Source organism: Haemophilus sp. HN_Hi10 (assembly GCF_049821985.1).
Classification (GTDB): Bacteria; Pseudomonadota; Gammaproteobacteria; order Enterobacterales; family Pasteurellaceae; genus Haemophilus; species Haemophilus influenzae_D.
In genome coordinates this window covers 982,702-1,003,391 of the sequence record NZ_CP187495.1, presented here as the reverse complement: position 1 = coordinate 1,003,391, position 20,690 = coordinate 982,702, and the positions used below count along the sequence as shown (strand labels likewise).

Here is a 20,690-nt window from a genome sequence, read left to right as displayed (position 1 = left end):
ATGTTAGCCTGATAAAAGTGCGGTGAAAATTCACCGCACTTTGCTTTTCCCCTTGAAATCTTTCTTTTTATTCTTATATCTGTGACGTTCAATTTTTATCTTTATGAAGGAAAAAATTATGTCACAAAATCAAGAAACTCGTGGCTTCCAATCTGAAGTCAAACAACTCCTCCAATTAATGATTCATTCTTTGTATTCCAACAAAGAAATTTTCTTACGTGAATTAATTTCTAATGCCTCTGATGCGGCAGATAAATTACGCTTTAAAGCGCTTTCCAACCCTGCTTTATATGAAGGCGATGGCGACTTGCGTGTGCGTGTTAGCTTTGATGCGGATAAAGGCACTATTACAATTAGTGATAACGGAATTGGCATGACCCGTGAGCAAGTCATCGATCATTTGGGAACGATTGCAAAATCAGGAACAAAAGAATTTTTAACCGCACTTGGCCAAGACCAAGCAAAAAATAGCCAACTTATTGGGCAATTTGGTGTGGGTTTTTATTCAGCTTTTATTGTGGCAGATAAAGTGACTGTAAAAACTAGAGCAGCTGGTGAAGAGGCGGATAAAGCGGTGCTTTGGGAATCTGCGGGTGAAGGCGAATATTCTGTGGCGGATATTGAGAAAAAATCCCGTGGCACTGATGTGATTTTGCACTTACGTGAAGATGAAAAAGAATTTTTAAACGAATGGCGTTTGCGTGAAATTATCGGTAAATATTCTGACCATATTGGTTTGCCAGTGGAAATGCTGACGAAAGAATACGATGATGAAGGCAAAGAGTGCGGTGAAAAATGGGAGAAAATTAATAAATCCGATGCACTTTGGACGCGTTCTAAAAATGATGTTTCCGATGAGGAATACAAAGAGTTTTACAAACATTTAAGCCATGATTTTGCAGATCCTGTCACTTGGGCGCATAACAAAGTTGAAGGAAATCAAGCATATACTAGTTTGCTTTATGTGCCAGCTAAAGCATCTTGGGATTTATTTAATCGCGAACATAAACACGGCTTAAAACTTTATGTTCAACGCGTATTTATTATGGATGATGCTGAGCAATTTATGCCGAATTATCTACGTTTTATGCGTGGTTTAATCGATAGCAATGACTTGCCATTAAATGTATCTCGTGAAATTTTACAGGATAACAAAATTACTGCTGCATTACGCAAAGCATTAACTAAGCGTTCATTACAAATGCTAGAAAAATTAGCAAAAGATGATACAGAAAAATATCTCCAATTCTGGAAAGAGTTTGGTTTAGTCTTGAAAGAAGGCCCTGCAGAAGATTTTGCTAATAAAGAAACTGTCGCGAAGTTATTGCGTTTTGCTTCAACGCATAATGATAGCAGCGAGCAAACTGTGTCTTTAGAAGATTACATCTCGCGTATGAAAGAGGGGCAAAAAGCTATCTATTACATTACAGCAGATAGTTATGTTGCAGCGAAAAATAGTCCGCACTTGGAATTATTCAATAAGAAAGGCATTGAGGTTTTATTACTTTCCGATCGCATTGATGAATGGATGTTAAGCTATTTAACTGAATTTGACGGTAAACAATTACAAAGTATCACGAAAGCCGATTTGGATTTAGGCGATTTAGCGGATAAAGAATCTGAAACACAAAAACAACAAGATGAAGCCTTTGGTAGTTTTATTGAGCGTGTGAAAAACTTGCTTGGCGAACGTGTGAAAACGGTGCGTTTAACTCACAATTTAACGGATACACCAGCGGTGGTTTCTACGGATAATGATCAAATGACGACTCAAATGGCGAAATTGTTTGCAGCCGCAGGGCAACCTGTTCCAGAAGTAAAATACACTTTTGAACTTAATCCAGAACACCACTTAGTGAAAAAAGTGGCTGAGATTGCAGATGAAACAGAATTTTCTGATTGGGTGGAATTGTTGCTCGAACAAGCTATGTTAGCAGAGCGAGGTTCTTTGGAAAACCCAGCTGCGTTTATTAAAAGAATAAATAAATTATTAGGCTAACTAAAAATAAATAAGCCCGATTTAATCGGGCTTATTAAACATCGTATGTTGGCAGCATAATCAACTCTATTTTTTAAAATCGAATGGCTCAATTTTATGATTTAAAATAGCTTGCCAAGTTTCCGAACTTGCTTTTGCAGCTAATTGTCGTTCTTCCAAACTAAAAGCGTATGCTTCCTCGTCTTTTTTTTGCGTTTTGAGTAAATCAGAAATTTGTTTAAAAGTAAGTTCCATTTGAGACTCCTTACTGTGAATATTGACAATATTATGCCTGACTAAGCGACTTTTTTCATCTGTTTTTTCTTCGAATTATTGGTTGTTTTTCAGTTATAATACTCAGCCAAATAACAAATAAGAGAGAAAAATATGATTACAGTTTACGGCATTAAAAATTGCGATACAGTGAAGAAAGCGTTGAAATGGCTGGCGGATCACAACATTGAACACAAACTTCACGACTACCGTGTTGATGGTTTAGATTTGAATTTTTTAACCCAAGCGGAAACTCAATTTGGCTGGGATGTGTTAGTGAATAAACGCAGTACAACTTGGCGTAATTTGGATGAGCAAGTTAAAAATTCTCTTGATAAAACGACCGCACTTTCCGTGTTGGAGGAAAATCCAACTTTAATTAAACGCCCAATTATTTTACAAGATGGGAAGGCATTAATTGGTTTTAATGAAAAGGAATATCAGGCTGCTTTTGCCTAAAGTGCGGTTATTTTCTTAGGAGTTTTTATGAAAGAAAAAGTGATTTCGTTGGCGCAAGATTTAATTCGTCGCCCGTCTATTAGCCCGAATGACGAAGGCTGTCAGCAAATTATTGCCGAACGTTTAGAAAAGTTAGGTTTTCAAATTGAATGGATGCCTTTTAATGATACGTTGAATTTGTGGGCAAAACACGGAACGGGCGAGCCAGTTATTGCGTTTGCAGGACATACGGATGTTGTGCCTACTGGCGATGAAAATCAATGGTCGTCTCCGCCATTTTCTGCGGATATTATTGATGGCATGCTTTATGGGCGTGGTGCGGCGGATATGAAAGGATCCCTTGCAGCAATGATTGTGGCAGCAGAAGAATATGTAAAAGCAAATCCTAATCATAAAGGCACCATTGCATTATTGATTACCTCTGATGAAGAGGCGACTGCAAAAGATGGTACTGTGCGTGTGGTTGAGACTTTAATGGCGCGTGATGAAAAAATTACTTATTGCATGGTTGGCGAGCCGTCTAGTGCTAAAAACTTGGGCGATGTTGTCAAAAATGGTCGCCGAGGCTCAATTACAGGAAATCTTTATATTCAAGGTATTCAAGGGCACGTAGCCTATCCGCATTTAGCTGAAAACCCAATCCATAAAGCAGCCCCGTTTTTGCAAGAATTAACGACCTATCAATGGGATAAAGGTAATGAATTTTTCCCACCCACAAGCCTACAAATTGCTAATATTCATGCGGGCACAGGAAGTAATAATGTGATTCCAGGCGAGTTATATATTCAGTTCAATTTGCGTTATTGCACAGAAGTCACGGATGAAATCATCAAGCAAAAAGTAGCTGAAATGCTAGCAAAACACAATTTGAAATATCGTATTGAATGGAATTTATCAGGTAAACCGTTTTTAACGAAACCGGGTAAATTATTGGATTTGATAACCTCCGCTATTGAGGAAATCACAGGCATAACGCCACAAACTGAAACAGGTGGTGGTACGTCAGATGGTCGTTTTATTGCATTGATGGGCGCTGAAGTAGTGGAATTTGGCCCGTTAAATTCAACTATTCATAAAGTCGATGAATGTGTCAGCGTGGAAGATCTTGGCAAGTGCGGTGAAATTTATCACAAAATGTTAGTGAATTTATTGGATAGCTAAAATGAAATTAACGCCAGAAATGCTTACAGGAAAGTCTCGTGAGCATTTAATCAATTTACCCACAACTCATTCCTCAAATCATTTTTTGCAAATGCAAGTTGTGAACGCATTTCAAGGGTTGCAACAAAGTGCGGCGAAAAATGGCTTTAATTTACAGCCTGCGAGCAGTTTTCGTGATTTTGAACGCCAACAGCTTATTTGGAACAGCAAATTTAAGGGCGAGAGAAAAGTACACGATGACGCAGGCAAGGCATTAGATTTGAACCAATTAGATGACTGGCAAAAATGTCAGGCGATTTTACGTTGGTCTGCATTGCCAGCAGCTAGCCGTCATCATTGGGGGACGGAAGTGGATATTTTCGATCCTGATCTTTTGCCACAAGAGCAATCTTTACAACTGGAGCCTTGGGAATATGAAAAAGGTGGCTATTTCTTTGAATTGAGTGAATTTCTTACGGAAAATTTACCGCACTTTGATTTTGCTTTGCCTTTTATAAATATGCAGTCCAATAAGAAAGTGGGGCGGGAGCCTTGGCATATCAGTTATTTGCCGTTAGCTGAATTGGCAAGCCAGCAATTTTCTCCAGATATTTTACAACAGGCATGGAAAGGAGAAAATATTTTAGGGGCAGACTGTTTAATATCAAATCTTGAACAAATTTTTTCTGAATATATTGTTTAAAAATAAGCCTTATCGTGAAGATAAGGCTTTATTGTTAAGCGTAAAAAAGCCCTTTTCTATGTAAATAAACAGGCAAATTATCGCCAATAGATAAATCAGGGGAAATTATGTTCTCAATCCATATTGCGTAGCCATTAATTTCAATTTGAACAGCGGTAATTTTCCCTTTAAATTCGATTTGTTTCACTTGCCCATTGAAAAGTGCGGTTGGATTTTCCGATGTTTTAAACAGGCTAAATTGTTCTGGACGAAGCAAAATCTTACCTTGTTTTTGAGAGATTGAGTTATTTTTTACAGGAATATTGCCTAATTGGCATTGAGCGTTATTTTCATCGATCAGATTTGCAGGTAAAACAATACTTTCTCCCATAAATTTTGCTGTTTCAAGATGATTAGGCGACCAATAAAGTGTGCGAGGCGTGTCGATTTGTAAAATTTTACCTTGCTGAATAATGGCGATTTTATCAGCGTAGCGTAAGGCTTCATCACGATCGTGAGTAACGAAAATCGCAGACGAACCACTTTGACGTAGGGCTTGGAGCATTTCGTGGCGAATTTGCTGGCGAAGATGTTCATCTAAGGCACTAAAAGGCTCGTCTAATAAAATCAGTTCTGGATTCGGGGCTAAAGCGCGTGCCAATGCTACGCGTTGTTGTTGCCCGCCCGAAAGTTGATGTGGAAAGCGATCCGCCAGTTCAAAAATACCCGTGAGTTGCATTATTTGTTCAATTCGCGTTTTTTCTTCACTATTTTTTCCTTTGCCATTGCCTAATCCGTAAGCAATGTTGCGATAGACACTTAAGTGAGGAAAAAGTATGCCCTCTTGCACAACATAACCTAAATGGCGTTGTTGCGTTGGCAGATTAAAATTCTCGCCAAAAATTAACCGCTCTTTTAGCCAAATTTCGCCAGTATTGGGTTGTTCAAAGCCTGCGATCGCTCGCAATAAGGTTGTTTTCCCACAGCCTGAAGCACCAAGTAAAAAGAGGATTTCTCCGCGTTGTAAGCTGAATGAAATATTGTGCAGAACTTGTTGTTCATTAAAAAATTTATTGAGATTTTTAACGGTTAATAACGGATTATTTATCATTTTATTTAAACGCATATTTTTTCAATAAAAATACAGGAATACCCGAAAAAAGAACGAGCATTAACGCATAAGGGGTTGCGGCAGCATACTGTGCATCGCTGGTATGTTCCCACACGGCAATGGATAAGGTTTTAATATCATTTGGTGTGAGCAAAAGTGTGGCGGTAAGCTCTTTCATTAAATTCAAAAAAACCAAAGCAAATGCGGCTGCCACACCCGGTAATATGGCTGGTAACGTTAAGGTGCGAAAAATATAGAAAGGGCTTCGCCCAAGACTTTGACCGACTTTTTCGATTTGATCGGAAAGTTGCTCCAAGGACGCTCTTAATGTAGTTTGTGCCATTGGCAAATAGAGCATAAAGTAGGCAATGATAATCACAAAAAAAGTTTGATATAGGTGATTAGCGTAATTGATGGAAAAATAGATTAATGATAAGGCAATGACTAAGCCTGGCACTGCGTGTAATAGATATGGCAAGCGATCGATCCAAATCGTTAAATAACTACGATAACGAACAGCTGCCCAAACTAATGGCAAGGCACAAATTACAGTGAGTAATGCGCCTAAGCCTGAAATGATAAATGAATTACTGAATGCCGATAAAAATTCTGAAAAATCGCCCGCACTTTCGAGTGAAGTTCCCACAATAAGCCAGTAGATTAACATAATTACAGGTACGCCAATGCTTAAAATGAATATGCTAGAGAAAAATCCGAATGTTAAACATTGTTTTCCAAAGGAAAGTGTTTTTACGAGATAAGGACGCGTAACACCTTTTCCACTGTGGTAAAGGGTTTGTTTTCCACGAAAGAAAATTTCCCCAAAAACAATAAGTACACAAATCGCCATTAAAACGGCGGATAATAATGCAGCAGTGCTGTTGTTAAAAGACATTTCATATTCTTGGAAAATGGCGGTGGTAAAGGTTTGATAATTTAAAATTGACACTGCACCAAATTCGACCAGCATATGTAAAGCAATCAGTAAGATACTGCTGCCAATGGCAGGTTTAAGTTGCGGAAAAATGGCATACCAAAAGGTATACACAGGGCTTTTACCAAGCGAAAGGCTTACTTCTTCAAGAGAACGATCAAGTCTTTTTAATATAGCGGAAACGGGCAAATAAGCCAAAGGAAACGAACTTAATGTCATAATACCAATTGTTCCCCAAAAACCTTCAACGCGGAATGTGAGGCTGATCCAAGTAAAACAACTTACAAAGGCGGGAATACAAAGGGGTAACGTCATCGCCACTTCAAAAAAAGCTTTACCGAAAAAGCGATAACGTTCAAGTAAAAAAGCACAAAGCGTGCCAAGTGAAATAGCACCGATAGTAACACAAATCATTAAAAGCATTGTGTTGCTTAATAATTCAGCCATTCGAGGGCGAAATAATAGCTCAACACTTCGCATTAATCCCACATCTGTCGCACGTAAAATGACATACAGAAACGGCAAACATAACGGAAGCCCGATTAAGATGATAAGTAAAGTGAGCCAGAATGGCGGTCTGCGAGGCAAAGTTAAATCCTTTTAGGAATGTGAACCTTTCAGTTCACGCACGCAAGCGGTTAATTTTGGTAGAGAATTGTAAACGCGTGCGTGAATTTTTTCAAATCCACACACGCAATATTTGGATTATTTTAATCCAGCTTCTTCAATTAATTTGGTCGCGTGCTCTTTATCTTGAGCTGTTGTTGCGGATACCACAGGTGCTTCTAATTTTTCATAAGGTTCAAGATTAAATGGCGAAACCACATCTGTGCGTAATGGATATTCTGCACGCACTGCCACTAATGCTTCTTGACCTTTTTTACTCGCTAAGAAATCAACGAATTTTTGTGCTTCAGCTTGATTTTTAGAGGCTTTCAATACTGCAGCACCTGAATAGCTAACTAACGCACCTGGATCTTGGTGGCGAACGAAATAAAGACGGCTTTTTAGGTTTTCCACGCCTTTTTCTTTTGCTAGGTTATACCAATAATAGTTATTGATTAACGCAGCAGGCACTTCGCCATTTTCAACTGCTTGTAATGCCACACTATTTTTCGCGTAAAGTTTTCCGTTCTCTTTTAAGCCTTTTAACCAATTAAGCGCAACTTTGTCCCCTTTCATTTTGCTTAAAGCAACAACTTGCTCTAAGAACGCACCAGAAGTTGATACATAACCGATTTTGCCTTTCCATTTTGGTGTTGCATAATCAAGCACTGATTTTTCCATATCTTTTTCAGATAATTTAGTGTGATCGTAAACCACTACGCGAGAACGACCACTTAATGCAACCCAGTCTTTTTTCGGTGCAAGTGGTACGCCTTTTTGTGCAGTTTGTTTAATGGTTTGTTCTGAAATTGGTGCTAAAAGCCCTGCTTCAGAAAGATCGGCAAAAGTCGCTGTTTGTTCAGTATAGAAAACATCGGCTGGTGTTTTATCGCCTTCTTCTTTTAATTGACCTGCAAGTTGCGCACTTTTTCCGCTATTTAGCGTAACTTTAATGCCTGTTTCCTGTTCAAAGGCTTTTGCCACTGCAACAGCGGCTTCTTTGTGCTGACCATTATAAACGGTAATATCAGCAAAACTATTAGCAGAAAAAGCAAGTGCTGCCGCAAGGGTAGCAAGTTTGAAATGTTTAAATTGCATTGAAAAGCTCCTTATGTTGAGTGCAAATTATTCAGTTAAGACTGAATTGCGGCTATTCTATGCCTAATTTCATTTAAATGCAAATAATTCTCAATTTAAGTTAATATTTAGATGAAAAATAAAACGGTACATAACACGCATCGTCCACAGATTATAGGTTTACAGGCTGGATATAACCTAATCTTGTTAATACATCACAAAGCGCATTAAACAACTCAGTGCAATGATAAGTTTCATCAATCAACTTATCATTGTTGTTCATATCTTTATATTCATTTTGAATTAAATAGCCTTGTAATGCTGATGACATAACAAACTTCGTCTAAATGCCACATCGTAAAGATAATCAAGGCATTGCTCACGGGCGACATAATCAGTCTCAGATAATTGATCGATCATTTCTCTCAAATGGTGAGGCATCCAAGAAATATAGGAAAGTTGGAAACTGGTATCGCCAATATAAGCTAATTGATGTTGATTGACACTATCCACAAATTGATGAAGATAAATTGGATGATTGTGGTATTCAAGATATTCGTGTGCAACATAATGATCACTATGTATTTGAATACTATCAAAATTATCCACTCGGCTATGATTTTTTATTTTTTCAGAGGCAATGGATTTAATCGCATCAGAAAATAATTGAACCACCACTTTACCACGACGAGTTTGTTCTGCAAGTGGCAAATCTTGCGTATATTTATTGGCATAAAGCATAATATCCCGTGCAACTTCGCGGCTTTTCCAACCTGGGTAGGTATTATAAGAAATATAAGCAATACCGTTTGAGGTTAAATTTTCACGACAAATTTCAAGAATTTTATCTTTCACATTATCAGGCACCCAAGAATAAATACCATGCACGATAATATAGTCAAACATGCCAAATTCAGGCGTAATATCAAGAATATTTTTTGTTTCTAAACGCACATTGGTTAAGCCCATTGATTGAATAATTTCATTACCTTGGGTAATTTGACTATCTGCTAAATCCACGCCAACAAATTCCGTATCTGGATAATAAATTGCTTGAGAAATTAGGTTACCACCAAAAGAAAAACCTAATTCTAATACTTTAGCCCCTTTGAGTGCTGGCGACTTTAATCCCCAAAGGTCGCATTCCCTTCCAAAAGCGAAATACTCGTATAAGCAAAGGGTTTTGAATAGTATCCTAGTTCATCGTAGCGATTATGCTGAGTTGAGTTGAGTTGAGTTGCCATTATTTATCCTGTTAATGTAGAAATTTTCAATATTTTTGAAGTGCAATATTGTAAAGTGAATTGACACAAAAACAGAGCGGGGGAAATGTTTGTTGATTTACGATGGGTAAATCGGAGGAAATCTACAAAAATAATAGGATGTAACGTAGTTTTATTACTTAGTTTGAAAGAAACAATATGAACTAATAATTTGCTTTGATATGCCTCTGATTCTTTTTTATAGATCAAATGTGGAATTTGGTGGTGTATTATATGCCCATTCAAAATTAGATAGCAGGAATCGCCAACCAATTACGCAAAATTTGCTCTCCAAAGTCTGACATATAAGACTCAGGATGAAACTGAACGCTATAAATTGGTAAAGATTTATGTTGCATTGCCATCACTACATCTTCATCACAAAGTGCGGTAATTTCTAGGCTATGAGGAAAATCGTCTTTCTGCACGCCCCAAGAATGATATAGCCCGATATTAAATTCAGTTGGAAGATCAAAAAACAATGGGGAATTTGACCGCACTTTTAATGTTCTTTTCTGACCGTGACGAACTTTCTCTAAGTTATACAATGTACCACCAAAAAATTCACATAAGGTTTGATGCCCTAAACACACACCTAAAATAGATTTCTGCTGATAATATTTTTCCAACATAGAAAAAAGTTGTGGGTAAGCACGTGGCACATCAGGCCCTGGCGAAATCAATATATGACTATATTTTTCCGCTGTATTTTCTTTCAAATCTTCCACGTTTAAAACGTCATAAGGCACATTTAATTTCCGAATTAAATCTACCAAGTTAAAAGTAAAAGAATCGTGATTATTAATGATGAGTAATTTCATAACAGCTCGCTATTCGTTATAATCGGGCAATTTTACGCTAAATGGCACAAATCACAATGCAACATTTTATTAAACAGGCTAATCATTATGGAAAACAACGCACGCCATTTTTCTTTCTTATTGATTTTGAAAAAGAAAAACCCTTGATTTATCCTCTCGAAAATTCTGCACAACAAGGCATTTATTTTGATATTTTAGGGAAAAGAAATAGCACAATTTCTCCCCGACCTCTCCCTCTTAATTTTACCCAACATCCAATGCCCTTCTCGCTTTATCAACAAGGTTTTGAACTTGTTCAAAGTGAATTGCAAAAAGGTAATTCTTATTTATTGAATCTAACTTATCCTACTGAAATTTCAGGAAATCTTTCACTGGAACAAATTTTTCATCAAACCAATGCACCTTATAAATTGTGGTTACAAGATCAATTTGTTTGCTTTTCGCCTGAATGTTTTGTCAATATTCAGGATAACCGCATTTTTACTTATCCCATGAAAGGGACAATTAATGCGTCTCTGCCCGATGCAGAAAATCAGTTACTCACAAATGAAAAAGAACAACGCGAGCATTACACAATTGTTGATTTAATGCGTAATGATTTATCAATGGTGGCAGAACACATTCAAGTGAAAAAATTTCGTTATATCGAGCGTATTAAGACTCAGAAAGGCGAAATACTGCAAACCAGTTCTGAAATTTGCGGAAAATTGAATAAAAACTGGCAAAATCAAATTGGAGATATTTTAGCGAAACTCTTGCCTGCTGGTTCCATTAGTGGCGCCCCAAAAGAGAAAACCACACAAATTATTCAACAAGCAGAAAAACAAAAACGTGGTTATTACACAGGAATCTTTGGCATATTTGATGGTAAAACACTACAAAGTGCGGTGGCAATTCGATTTATTTCTCAAGTAGATGAAAAATTTTATTTTCATAGTGGGGGTGGTATAACCATTCACAGTCGCGTGGCAGATGAATATCAGGAATTGCTTGAAAAAGTTTATTTGCCTATTTCAGAAACTTACGCGATATAAAAATCTGTTATACCGTGGGTAAGTGTACCCACGGTTACGCATAGTTATTCCCCTTTGGGGTATTTCTAACTACCGCCCCAATAGGGGTTGAATTATGCTTAACCTAGAGTAACTTGTAATAACTAACAGGAATACTTTAATGTTCCCTTTATTTGAAACCCTTTGCATTGAAAAGGGGGAAATTAAAAATATCGATTTACACCAAGCGCGATATGAACGTAGTTTGCGTGCATATTATGGAAAAAGTGCGGTGAAAATTTTTGATCTTTTTTCCCTTATTCAACTGCCTGAAGATTTACAAAATCGATTAGTTCGCTGCCGTATTGATTACAATGCCGAAACCACAAAAATTCAATATTTTGAATACCAGCGAAAAATCTACCGCACTTTTCAACCTGTAATTTGTGATGACATTGAATATAGTTTGAAATATTCAGATCGCAGTTTAATTAATACATTGTTTGCACAACGTGGTGCTTGTGATGAAATTATGATTATCAAAAATGGAAAAGTGACAGATTGTTCAATTGGTAATTTAATTTTCCGTCAAGGAAAAAAATGGTACACACCAGACACGCCATTGCTTTTAGGCACACAACGAGAAAAATTATTACAAGAGAGGAAAATTCAAGAACGTACAATATTCCAAGAAGATATTGTCAATTTTGATGAAATTAAAATCATTAACGCAATGAATAGCTTATAAAAAATAAGCCGACTGATTTAGTCGGCTCTAGTTATCCTATTATTTTTCAGCGTTTTTCAATAATTCTGCGTGTGCTTTTTTCTGCTCTTTCATTTTCGTACTCGCTTCACGGCGTTGCTTAGAAAGTTCAGCATTGCGAATTGTGTAATCATCCACACGGCTTTCATAATCATCACGCATACTTTCAATAATTCTGCGTACTTCTGCAATAGTCATATCATCATGAATATATTGATTTAAATTATCCAACAATAATATGCGTTTTTGGTTATCACGAATCTTACGATTATTGTCTTCCATATCTCGTTTAATTCTATTTTTTAAACGATACATACGCACGTATTCCAGCACATCTTGAAAAGATTGTTTATTCACAATTTCCATCACAACTCCCTTTAAAATAAATAAAATGACTGTGCCGTAATTTAGCTTTTTTTTAATCAATCGTCAAAATTTACCCTCTATTTTATGAATGATGGAAAGAATTTTTTTGATTTCAGTAAAAAGCATTGATTATCGATTTTTGTAGTGATAAAAAAGACACCATTATTTTCATAAAAAGCAAGGAAATACAATGTCACAAGTCTTTAATTTTAGCGCAGGCCCTGCGATGATTTTCCCAGAAGTGTTGCAAAAAGCACAAAATGAACTTACAAACTGGCTCAATCAAGGTGTTTCTGTAATGGAAGTAAGCCATCGCGGAAAGTATTTTATGGAACTCGTTACCCAAGCGGAAAAAGATCTACGTGAGGTTTACAATATTCCTGATAACTATCGTGTACTTTTCTTACAAGGTGGCGCTCGCGGTCAATTTGCCGCAATTCCGATGAACTTAATCGGTAAAAAAGGCAAAGCCCTTTATTTAAATAGTGGGCATTGGTCAGCTACAGCGACAAAAGAAGCAAGAAATTTTGCAGAAATTGATGAAATCACTATCGTAGAAAATGGCGAACAAACCCGAATTACCGATCTTGATTTTAGCCATATTGCTGATCAATATGACTACGTTCATTATTGCCCAAATGAAACCATCAGTGGTGTAGAAATTTTTGATGTACCAAATGTAGGCGATGCCGTATTGGTCGCTGATATGTCTTCAAATATTCTTTCACGTCAAATCGATATCAGTAAATTTGGTGTAATTTATGCAGGTGCGCAAAAAAATCTTGGCCCTGCGGGCATTACATTAGTTATTATTCGTGAGGATTTAATCGGTAATGCACGTAAAGAAACCCCATCTATTTGGAATTATGCCACTCAACGTGATGCAGATTCAATGATCAACACGCCCCCAACTTTTGCGTGGTATTTATGTTCCCTCGTATTTAAACATCTTAAAGAAATAGGCGGCTTAGAAATAATCGAAAAACGTAATGCACTAAAAGCACAAACTCTTTATGATTATATTGATTCGAGCAAACTTTATCGCAATGTGGTAGCAAAAGAAAACCGCTCAACAATGAATGTCACTTTCATCACTGGCAATGCTGAATTAGATGCAAAATTTGTATCAGAATCCACAGCGGCTGGCTTACAAGCCTTGAAAGGTCACAAGGTTTTAGGTGGGATGCGTGCATCTATTTATAATGCTATGCCACAAGAAGGCGTTGAGGCACTCATTTCATTTATGAAAAAATTTGAAGCTGAAAATCTTCCTCAATAGTTAAAGAACATTTTCAATGGGCATATTTACTACGCCCAAATTTATTTGAAAATTCATACTAACCCATATCAATATTTACAAATAACACTATGCAGTACATCAACATTGCCAATCGTGGCGTAAAATCCTTATCCCCTTATCAAGCAGGCAAACCCATTGAGGAATTAGAACGAGAACTTGGTATTTCCAATATCGTTAAACTTGCCTCAAACGAAAACCCATTTGGTTTTCCAGAAAGTGCAAAAAAAGCAATTTTTGAACAATTAGATAAACTAACTCGTTATCCAGATGCGAATGGCTTTGAATTAAAACAAACTATCGCAAAAAAATTTGGCGTTCAACCAAATCAAATTACGCTTGGAAATGGCTCAAATGATTTATTAGAACTTTTTGCTCACACTTTCGCAACGGAAGGCGATGAAATCATTTATTCACAATATGCCTTTATTGTTTATCCTTTAGTGACTAAAGCGATAAATGCAATTGCAAAAGAAATTCCAGCTAAAAATTGGGGGCACGATTTACAAGGATTTTTAACCGCACTTTCTGATAAAACAAAGCTCATTTACATTGCTAATCCCAATAATCCAACGGGTAATTTTTTAACATCGCAAGAAATTGAATATTTTTTAGCAAAAGTCCCCGAAAATGTAATCGTGGTATTAGATGAAGCCTACACAGAATTTACTAGATCTGAAGAACGAGTGGACTCTTTCAGTTTATTAAAAAAATATTCAAATTTAATTATTTCACGCACTCTTTCTAAAGCCTATGGCTTGGCAGGCTTACGCATTGGTTATGCAGTATCTAATCCAGAAATCGCAGATTTATTAAATCGAGTTCGACAACCATTTAACTGTAATTCTTTGGCATTAACCGCTGCTGTTGCCGTAATGAATGACGATGAATTTGTTGAAAAAGTCGTTGAAAATAATCGAATAGAAATGCGACGTTATGAAGACTTTTGTCAAAAAAATCAATTGGACTATATTCCCTCCAAAGGAAATTTTATAACCATTGATTTCAAACAACCTGCCGCACCAATTTATGATGCGTTATTGCGAGAAGGCGTAATTGTTCGCCCAATTGCTGGTTATGGTATGCCAAATCATTTACGCATAAGTATTGGTTTACCTGAAGAAAACGATAAATTTTTTACCGCACTTTCTAAGGTATTAAAGTTTGCTTAATCTATTATTCAATAATGAAAGGTAAATTTATTATATAAAAAACCCGCTTATTGCGGGTTTTATTTTTCTAATGTAATTAAGCGTGTTTTGCTGCCACTTCAGCTAATAAAGTTTGCAATTCGCCTGCTTGATACATTTCTAAAATAATATCGCAACCACCAACTAATTCTCCCTCAACCCATAATTGTGGGAAAGTTGGCCAATTTGCATATGTTGGTAACTCAGCACGAATATCTGGATGTTGCAAAATATCTACATAACCAAAAGGCACTTTGCAATTCATTAATGCCTCAGATGCACGAGCAGAAAAACCACAAGATGGAAATTTTGGCGAACCTTTCATATAAATAAGAATGGGGTTTTCACTAATTTGCTTTTTGATCTTGTCTAAGGTTTCCATAATGTTTCCTATAAATAAACGAGGTAAGCATTCTATCACAAGTTAAAACTTGATTAAAATGCTTGGTTTTAGTTTCATTTAAAACAAAAGGCCTAAACCGAAGTTTAAGCCTTTTCCTGTATTTAATCTTTCGTTAAACGACTAAAATTATTTAGTACCGTTTACCGCGATTTCTACACGACGGTCTGGAGCAAGACAAGCGATAAGTGCTTTACGACCTTTAACTTGGTCACAAGTTGCGCCAGTTACTGGGTTTGCTTCACCGTAACCAGTTGCAGAGATTGCGTCTGCTGCAACACCTTTAGCAACAAAGTAGTTAGCTACTGAATCTGCACGTTCTTGAGAAAGTTTTACGTTGAACGCATCAGAACCAATACGGTCAGTGTAACCAGCAACCGCTACTTTTGCACTTTTAACTTGTGAAATTTCGCCATAGACGCTGTCTAATGTTGCTTGTGCTTGAGGTTTTAAGTTTGCTTTACCAAATGCAAAAGTTACATCAGAATTTAAGCTGAAAGTTTTGCTTACCATTTCAGGTGCTGCAACAACTGGTGCTTCGCCTTGACCAAAGCGGTAAGAAATACCCGCATTGATAGAACCAATCCAAGGGTTGTAGTTAATTGCACTATTTGGTCTATTTTGTTCACGGAATTTACCTACGCGAGTTAGCCATTGGTATTCTAAACGAACTGCTAATTCTGGTAATACTGCGTATTCTGCACCTACAGAGAATAAACCAGAGGTACGCAAGCTATGACGACCTTTATTGTGGTCACGAGTACTGTTTGGAGCTTCATAAAATTTATAATCAGAACGTACTAAAGCAACACCTGCTTTGCCATAAACATCTAAACCGTCTAACACTTCATAGCTGCCTTTTAAGCTTAAGTGCGCACCGTGGTTAGTATGTTTAGCTTTAGTTTTTCCTTCTGCACGAAGTTTTACACGACCAAAATCATCGTAACCTAATTCAGCAGCTAAACCAAAATTATCTTGATTTAAAATTTGGTAACCACCAAATACACCATAAGTGAAAGTATTGCGTCTGTAACCATAACTAAGTGTTAAATGCTCTTGAATTGCGCCATTATTGTTAATACCATCATGGAAAGATCCTTGACCAGCTTTAACGCCTGCGTAGAAAGTATTTTCTTGTGGAGCTGCTTGAGCTACTGAAGCTGCTGCTAAGCCAGCAACTACTAATGCGATTGCAGTTTTTTTCATTTTGATGTCCTCTATTTAGTCATCGAATAGTAATAAAAAATTATTCCCGTTTAGACCGAACTTTTAATCAAAGTTATCTTCTAAACAGTACTTAACGAGGGTTTGAATTTGCCTCATTGCTACCTTTTTACAAACTCAATTCCTTTGTTTATGTTTTCCCCAAAGGAACGTTCAAAAGTGTGATCATTATCCTATGAATTTTAAAAAGATCAAATTATTTTGAATTATTTGTTTAGTTTTTATTCAAAATAACGCTTTCTTAAACAGACTTTTTACTTTCTCCCCTCTCTTTCCTGATCGACATTATTCTAGCCTTAGGATATTATCAAAGCCTCCATCTGATATGTTTAAATGGGTCAAATACTATGTTGCCAAGTCTAAATCGCATTCCTCAAATTGAACAATATGTACTTGATTATCTTGACGATCTTCAACGCCAACATTTTGAGGGAGATATTGCGACAAATTATTCGGATAGATTAAGCCTGGCTACGGATAACAGCGTTTATCAACAACTTCCACAAGCGATTCTTTTTCCGAAAACTGTAGCTGATATAGTACGTATAACCAAATTGGCAAATTTACCTGAATATCAATCAATCAGCTTTACGCCTCGCGGCGGCGGCACTGGCACCAATGGTCAATCCCTTAATAACAATATAGTAGTGGATCTTTCTCGTCATATGACTGCCATTTTAGAACTCAATGTAAAAGAACGTTGGGTTCGAGTACAAGCTGGCGTAGTAAAAGATCAACTTAATCAATTTTTAAAACCATATGGCTTATTCTTTGCCCCAGAGTTATCCACCAGCAATCGAGCGACTTTAGGTGGAATGATTAATACGGATGCCTCGGGGCAAGGTTCATTACAATATGGTAAAACCTCTAATCACGTTTTAGCATTACGCGCAGTATTAATGAACGGTGAGATTTTAGATACAAGTGCGGTCAATTCTGTTGATGTTTTAGAAAACATTGATGCGCTTGAATTAAGTGAAAACAGCAAAAAGCTCCACCAAACAATCGCACAACACTGCAAAGAAAAAAGAGCGGCAATCATTAAAGATTTGCCACAACTTAACCGTTTTTTAACGGGATACGATCTGAAAAATGTATTCAATGAAGATGAAAGTGAATTTAATCTTACGAGAATTCTCACTGGCTCTGAAGGTTCTCTCGCATTTATTTGCGAAGCCAAACTCAATCTTCTGCCAATTCCGCAGTATCGCACGCTCATCAATATTAAATATCGTTCTTTTGATGCGGCATTACGCAATGCACCTTTTATGGTCAAAGCCAATGCGCTTTCTGTGGAAACTGTTGATTCCAAAGTCTTAAACCTCGCCAAACAAGATATTATTTGGCACTCTGTGAATGAACTTCTGACAGAAGATGAAGAAGATCCAATTCTCGGTTTAAATATTGTGGAATTTGCCGGTAATAATAAAGAAAAAATCGACCGCCAAGTCACCGCACTTTGTCACTCACTTGATGAAAAAATTGAACACAATCAAGATCACATTATTGGCTATCAAGTCTGTTCTGATTTACCGTCTATTGAACGAATTTATGCAATGCGAAAAAAAGCGGTGGGCTTACTTGGTAATGCAAAAGGTGCAGCCAAACCGATTCCTTTTGTAGAAGATACTTGTGTTCCCCCAGAAAATCTTGCGGATTACATCAGTGAATTTCGTGCTTTATTAGATAAACACAATTTACAATATGGCATGTTTGGTCACGTGGATGCAGGCGTGTTGCACGTTCGCCCTGCACTTGATTTATGCGATAAAGAACAAGTGAAATTATTTAAACAAATTTCAGATGAAGTGGCAGAACTTACAATTAAATATGGTGGATTACTTTGGGGAGAACACGGAAAAGGCGTGCGTTCCCATTACGGCGAAAAATTCTTTACGCCAGAACTCTGGCACGAACTTCGTTATATCAAAACCTTATTCGATCCGAACAATCGCTTAAACCCCGGCAAAATCTGTACGCCTTTAGATTCCAAAGAGGAACTTTATTCTATTCTTTCGCCAATGCGGGCTGATAAGGATCGCCAAATTCCTATCCAAATGCGTGATGAATTTAAGGGTGCGATGAACTGCAATGGAAACGGTTTATGTTTTAATTTTGATGAACACAGTATTATGTGTCCATCAATGAAAGTCAGTAAAAACCGTGTATTTTCGCCGAAAGGTCGCGCTGCGATGGTGCGAGAATGGCTGCGATTGATGGCAAATGAAAATGTTTCGCCCGAACAATTAGACTTCCGTAAAACAGAAATAAAACTAACCGCACTTGTGAAAAGACTAAGCAATACGGTTCAAAAATGGCGAGGCGATTATGATTTTTCTCACGAAGTGAAAGCTGCAATGGATACTTGCCTTGCTTGTAAAGCCTGTGCGAGTCAATGCCCGATTAAAATTGATGTGCCAAGTTTCCGTGCGAAATTCTTTCATTTTTATCACAGTCGCTACTTACGACCGGCAAAAGATCACGTTGTGGCAAATTTAGAAATCGCTGCGCCTTATATGGCAAAACAGGCAAAATTGTTTAATTATTTTACCAAGCTAAAAATCACGCAAACATTAGTGGAAAAAACGCTAGGCATGACCGATTTGCCCTTGCTTTCTGAACCCAATTTGCAACAACAGCTGGTAGAAATTCATTATCAAGGAAAATCCTTAGAAGAATTGGAAAACCTAAGTGCGGTAGAAAAAAACAATGTTTTATTTATTGTGCAAGATCCTTATACCTCTTACTATGATGCGAAAGTGGTACGCGATTTTGTTATGCTTACGCAGAAATTAGGCTTCACACCAATTCTGTTGCCATTTAAACCAAACGGCAAAGCAATGCACATTAAAGGCTTCTTAAAACGCTTTAGCAAAACAGCCCAAAACCAAGCCGAGTTTTTAAATCGAATGGCAAAATTAGGCATTCCACTTGTAGGCATTGATCCAGCCATCGTGCTGTCTTATCGAGATGAATATAAAGAAGCACTACAAGAAAAACGGGGCGATTTTCACGTTCTCACTGCTCACGAATGGTTAAAACAAAGATTACAAAATGCGGATTTGCAAGAGAAGTTAAAAAACATCGCCAAAACTGACCGCACTTTAGGTTGGTATTTATTCCCTCATTGTACGGAATCTACTTTTATGCCGAATAGTCCAAAAGAATGGCAAGAAATTTTTGGAAGATTTGGACAACAACTGAATGTAGAAAAAGTAGGCTGTTGCGGTATGGCTGGTGTATTTGGACATGAAGTGCAAAATCAAAAAATGAGCCGAGAAATCTACGATGTATCATGGCATAAAAAACTACATGGAAAAGATCCGCACTTTTGTTTAGCAACCGGTTATTCTTGCCGCAGTCAAGTAAAACGTTATGAACATGTGGTGTTGAAGCATCCTGTGCAGGCGTTATTAGAAATATTGGAATAAAAGAGAACTTATGCCACAATAACATCAAAACTTGATACTACTAAGGAGGAAATATGTCTAGACATTTTTCACCACCAACCAATCAAGAACTCATTAATGAGCTGATAAAGCTGGGCAATCATATTGAAAGCACCAGAATCACAGGCGAAACACGTGAAGAGCGTTTAAAAAAATTTATGGAAATTTACAATTATGGCAAATGTAATAAAGATTCCAGCAAAAGTTTCTCTACATAAATTGTTTAGAGAAATCAGTCGAGAACTAGGTTTTAGTGATGAAGACATCGATAATTACGCAATGGATGTTTTTGAATTACTTGATAAATGGGAACAACAAGGGTTTGTTGAAGTTTACGAAAATTATAGTGATCGCAAAGTTGGTCGTTTAAAACGTTCTGATCTGGGTAAATACGCTATCCCTTGGTATTTAGAACTTTATCACGCTAGAATTTCAGAAAAGAATGACCCTTTAATCGTATTAAGAAAAGATAATGAGGATCAACGAGGAGAATATAGTTTTTCTGTCAGATTTTTAATCACGCACGATAAAATGTTTGGCTCATTAAATGAAAAAAATAATGAAGCAATCTTGAAAAAAATCAAAATGACCGTCGATACATTAATTAAAAAAGGCAATTATTAATGAAGTAAGTCTAATAATTTACCTTTATTTTTTATAAAG

Annotated in this window: 21 protein-coding genes; 11 read left to right on the top strand and 10 right to left on the bottom strand. The window is 36.9% G+C overall.

Annotation, left to right across the window (positions count from 1 at the left end):
* Positions 1-118: 118 nt before the first annotated feature.
* The gene (gene htpG, locus ACPT8Q_RS04970) at positions 119-1,999 is read left to right on the top strand and encodes a molecular chaperone HtpG (protein WP_061671339.1); all 1,881 of its coding nucleotides are present in this window, start codon (positions 119-121) and stop codon (positions 1,997-1,999) included.
* A 66-nt stretch (positions 2,000-2,065) separates the two neighbouring features.
* Here the strand turns inward: htpG and ACPT8Q_RS04965 are convergent, their stop codons facing one another.
* Positions 2,066-2,233 carry a hypothetical protein gene (locus ACPT8Q_RS04965; RefSeq protein ID WP_168770120.1) on the bottom strand — a complete coding sequence of 56 codons (168 nt, stop codon included), beginning with the start codon at positions 2,231-2,233 and terminating at the stop codon, positions 2,066-2,068.
* 132 nt (positions 2,234-2,365) lie between these two features.
* Between ACPT8Q_RS04965 and ACPT8Q_RS04960 the strand changes: the two genes are divergently transcribed.
* From ACPT8Q_RS04960 to ACPT8Q_RS04950, 3 genes are read left to right on the top strand one after another with little or no spacing between them, the layout of a single operon-like run.
* Entirely contained in the window at positions 2,366-2,710 is a 345-nt protein-coding gene (locus tag ACPT8Q_RS04960; RefSeq protein ID WP_050847244.1) for an ArsC family reductase, read from the top strand.
* A gap of 27 nt (positions 2,711-2,737) precedes the next feature.
* Positions 2,738-3,871 (top strand): succinyl-diaminopimelate desuccinylase, encoded by a 1,134-nt coding sequence (gene dapE / locus ACPT8Q_RS04955; protein WP_050949364.1) that lies wholly within the window; start codon positions 2,738-2,740, stop codon positions 3,869-3,871.
* Position 3,872: 1 nt separating this feature from the next.
* The gene (locus ACPT8Q_RS04950; protein WP_061671338.1) at positions 3,873-4,553 is read left to right on the top strand and encodes a M15 family metallopeptidase; all 681 of its coding nucleotides are present in this window, start codon (positions 3,873-3,875) and stop codon (positions 4,551-4,553) included.
* Between the two features lie 34 nt (positions 4,554-4,587).
* Here the strand turns inward: ACPT8Q_RS04950 and fbpC are convergent, their stop codons facing one another.
* The 6 genes from fbpC to ACPT8Q_RS04920 form a co-directional block, all read right to left on the bottom strand.
* Positions 4,588-5,658, bottom strand: a complete 1,071-nt coding sequence (fbpC, locus tag ACPT8Q_RS04945) for a heme ABC transporter ATP-binding protein FbpC (RefSeq protein WP_021035448.1) — start codon at positions 5,656-5,658, stop codon at positions 4,588-4,590.
* Positions 5,645-7,165: an ABC transporter permease gene (locus tag ACPT8Q_RS04940; RefSeq protein WP_005664941.1), complete on the bottom strand. Its 1,521-nt coding sequence runs from the start codon at positions 7,163-7,165 to the stop codon at positions 5,645-5,647. The genes fbpC and ACPT8Q_RS04940 overlap by 14 nt, the downstream gene beginning before the upstream one ends.
* 117 nt (positions 7,166-7,282) lie before the next feature.
* The gene (locus ACPT8Q_RS04935) at positions 7,283-8,281 is read right to left on the bottom strand and encodes an iron ABC transporter substrate-binding protein (protein WP_021035450.1); all 999 of its coding nucleotides are present in this window, start codon (positions 8,279-8,281) and stop codon (positions 7,283-7,285) included.
* 151 nt (positions 8,282-8,432) lie between these two features.
* Positions 8,433-8,591 (bottom strand): hypothetical protein, encoded by a 159-nt coding sequence (locus ACPT8Q_RS04930; RefSeq protein ID WP_374955601.1) that lies wholly within the window; start codon positions 8,589-8,591, stop codon positions 8,433-8,435.
* On the bottom strand, positions 8,564-9,310 hold the full coding sequence (locus ACPT8Q_RS04925; RefSeq protein ID WP_374955602.1) for a methyltransferase regulatory domain-containing protein: 747 nt from the start codon (positions 9,308-9,310) through the stop codon (positions 8,564-8,566). The genes ACPT8Q_RS04930 and ACPT8Q_RS04925 overlap by 28 nt, the downstream gene beginning before the upstream one ends.
* 460 nt (positions 9,311-9,770) lie before the next feature.
* Positions 9,771-10,343, bottom strand: coding sequence for an anthranilate synthase component II (locus ACPT8Q_RS04920; RefSeq protein WP_050949362.1), 573 nt, complete (start codon positions 10,341-10,343; stop codon positions 9,771-9,773).
* Between the two features lie 41 nt (positions 10,344-10,384).
* On the opposite strand from ACPT8Q_RS04920, the gene ACPT8Q_RS04915 reads away from it, so the two are divergent.
* Together ACPT8Q_RS04915 and ACPT8Q_RS04910 are read left to right on the top strand one after the other, a co-directional pair.
* Positions 10,385-11,377, top strand: coding sequence for an aminodeoxychorismate synthase component I (locus tag ACPT8Q_RS04915; protein WP_050949361.1), 993 nt, complete (start codon positions 10,385-10,387; stop codon positions 11,375-11,377).
* Positions 11,378-11,516: 139 nt separating this feature from the next.
* Positions 11,517-12,083: an aminotransferase class IV family protein gene (locus ACPT8Q_RS04910; RefSeq protein ID WP_050949360.1), complete on the top strand. Its 567-nt coding sequence runs from the start codon at positions 11,517-11,519 to the stop codon at positions 12,081-12,083.
* Between the two features lie 39 nt (positions 12,084-12,122).
* Here ACPT8Q_RS04910 and ACPT8Q_RS04905 read toward each other — a convergent pair whose 3' ends face one another.
* A complete protein-coding gene (locus ACPT8Q_RS04905) occupies positions 12,123-12,467 on the bottom strand; it encodes a DUF496 family protein (protein ID WP_050837723.1) in 345 nt (114 codons plus the stop codon).
* Between the two features lie 190 nt (positions 12,468-12,657).
* Here ACPT8Q_RS04905 and serC point away from each other — a divergent pair, with 190 nt between their 5' ends.
* On the top strand, positions 12,658-13,746 hold the full coding sequence (gene serC / locus ACPT8Q_RS04900) for a 3-phosphoserine/phosphohydroxythreonine transaminase (protein ID WP_425622254.1): 1,089 nt from the start codon (positions 12,658-12,660) through the stop codon (positions 13,744-13,746).
* An 89-nt stretch (positions 13,747-13,835) separates the two neighbouring features.
* Complete coding sequence (hisC, locus tag ACPT8Q_RS04895; protein ID WP_061671337.1) at positions 13,836-14,936, top strand: histidinol-phosphate transaminase; 1,101 nt, start codon at positions 13,836-13,838, stop codon at positions 14,934-14,936.
* Positions 14,937-15,012: 76 nt separating this feature from the next.
* Here hisC and grxD read toward each other — a convergent pair whose 3' ends face one another.
* Both grxD and ompA read right to left on the bottom strand, forming a co-directional pair.
* Positions 15,013-15,336, bottom strand: coding sequence for a Grx4 family monothiol glutaredoxin (gene grxD, locus ACPT8Q_RS04890; protein WP_014550916.1), 324 nt, complete (start codon positions 15,334-15,336; stop codon positions 15,013-15,015).
* A 147-nt stretch (positions 15,337-15,483) separates the two neighbouring features.
* Entirely contained in the window at positions 15,484-16,560 is a 1,077-nt protein-coding gene (ompA, locus tag ACPT8Q_RS04885; RefSeq protein ID WP_118879898.1) for a porin OmpA, read from the bottom strand.
* 365 nt (positions 16,561-16,925) lie between these two features.
* Between ompA and ydiJ the strand changes: the two genes are divergently transcribed.
* From ydiJ to ACPT8Q_RS04870, 3 genes are read left to right on the top strand one after another with little or no spacing between them, the layout of a single operon-like run.
* A complete protein-coding gene (gene ydiJ, locus ACPT8Q_RS04880; protein WP_118879897.1) occupies positions 16,926-20,009 on the top strand; it encodes a D-2-hydroxyglutarate dehydrogenase YdiJ in 3,084 nt (1,027 codons plus the stop codon).
* Positions 20,010-20,062: 53 nt separating this feature from the next.
* A complete protein-coding gene (locus tag ACPT8Q_RS04875) occupies positions 20,063-20,245 on the top strand; it encodes a hypothetical protein (protein WP_050949355.1) in 183 nt (60 codons plus the stop codon).
* Positions 20,202-20,651 (top strand): hypothetical protein, encoded by a 450-nt coding sequence (locus tag ACPT8Q_RS04870; RefSeq protein ID WP_021035459.1) that lies wholly within the window; start codon positions 20,202-20,204, stop codon positions 20,649-20,651. The genes ACPT8Q_RS04875 and ACPT8Q_RS04870 overlap by 44 nt, the downstream gene beginning before the upstream one ends.
* Positions 20,652-20,690: the final 39 nt, after the last annotated feature.